Origin of the sequence: Dickeya chrysanthemi NCPPB 402, assembly GCF_000406105.1 — a bacterium.
GTDB lineage: Bacteria > Pseudomonadota > Gammaproteobacteria > Enterobacterales > Enterobacteriaceae > Dickeya > Dickeya chrysanthemi.
Genome location: NZ_AOOA01000059.1, coordinates 1 through 1,053, shown reverse-complemented (window position 1 = coordinate 1,053; position 1,053 = coordinate 1). Strand labels below are relative to the sequence as shown.

At 38.0% G+C, this 1,053-nt stretch carries 1 protein-coding gene and 2 pseudogenes; all 3 read right to left on the bottom strand.

The features are described 5' to 3' along the window. Positions 1–331 (bottom strand): annotated as a pseudogene (locus DCH402_RS20840) (hypothetical protein); the annotation flags it as partial. A 27-nt stretch (positions 332–358) separates the two neighbouring features. After that, positions 359–565, bottom strand: coding sequence for a hypothetical protein (locus tag DCH402_RS20835; RefSeq protein ID WP_002218303.1), 207 nt, complete (start codon positions 563–565; stop codon positions 359–361). A gap of 9 nt (positions 566–574) precedes the next feature. Then, positions 575–1,053, bottom strand: a pseudogene (gene mafB, locus DCH402_RS00010) (polymorphic toxin MafB class 3); the annotation flags it as partial.

Sequence of the window (1,053 nt, the reverse complement as noted above, 5' to 3'; positions counted from 1 at the left end):
AAATACTTCCGTTAGGAAATCTTTTTGCTCCACCCTTCTGGAACTCCTTTTTGTGTTTCTTGCTTTCTAATTCGTAGCTGGATAGCTTCTCCCCAAGTTTGAGGCTCAATACCATCATGCTTAAACCTGATTCTCTCTTTTGATGATAATCGGTCATTAAAATTATGAACATTCGCTTCCACTTTTACCCCTGCTTCATGTGCTGCCATAATACGCGTGTTATCCATACTAGTAGGTGCTCCATCAGGCATATTAACAACATCAACCCTGTCGCCAACCCATGATTTTTTTCGTTCATTGCAGCTACAAGAGAATCATAGTTGTAATTTGCACTAGGCTCTGACAAAAATTTGGGTTGTTAAGTTGTCATTTTTTTATAAATTCCAGCAAACTGTTGTTGTAAATTATCTACTTCATGTTTTCTAACACCAGATACATTTTCAAATTCTCTTGAATCTACACATACGCCCGCATATATCTCATTCAAGATAGCTCGTAAAACAAAAACTTCATCTTGAGTTAGTGAAATAGTTGAGTTTTGATTATTTATGGATAGTATATTCATGGCTTTTTCCTATAAATCATCATAATATTTTTTACCTGATGTTGGTCTAAATGCTGTACCTCCATCGTCAGAATTTTTATCTCGGATAACTATTGTCCCTGTTTTATCATCCCAATACGCAGTTCTACCGCGAGGTAACTCTTTCATATTTGTTGGATGGCTAACAATATTTTCAATATGCCGAGCAAAATCTGCTGGTGAATTGATATTTAAATCCGTAAATTCTTGTTGTCTTATGACATGCTTGTTATAAGCATGCCCACTACTAATTTGTTCTCCAATTAGTTGCGCTTGTAAAGACGGTTGTGTGGAAGCATCTGCTTTGCTGTTGGACGTTATAGATTTAGGCGGTCTATTCCCCCCTGCCATCTCCCCATCTACAGTCTGCATATGGCGGGCAGCAGGTTTTTTATAGCCGGTATTTTTAACCCAATCCCATTTGGTCGGGTTAAGTTCTACTTTTTTACCGCCCCAAACCGTAGTTGCGG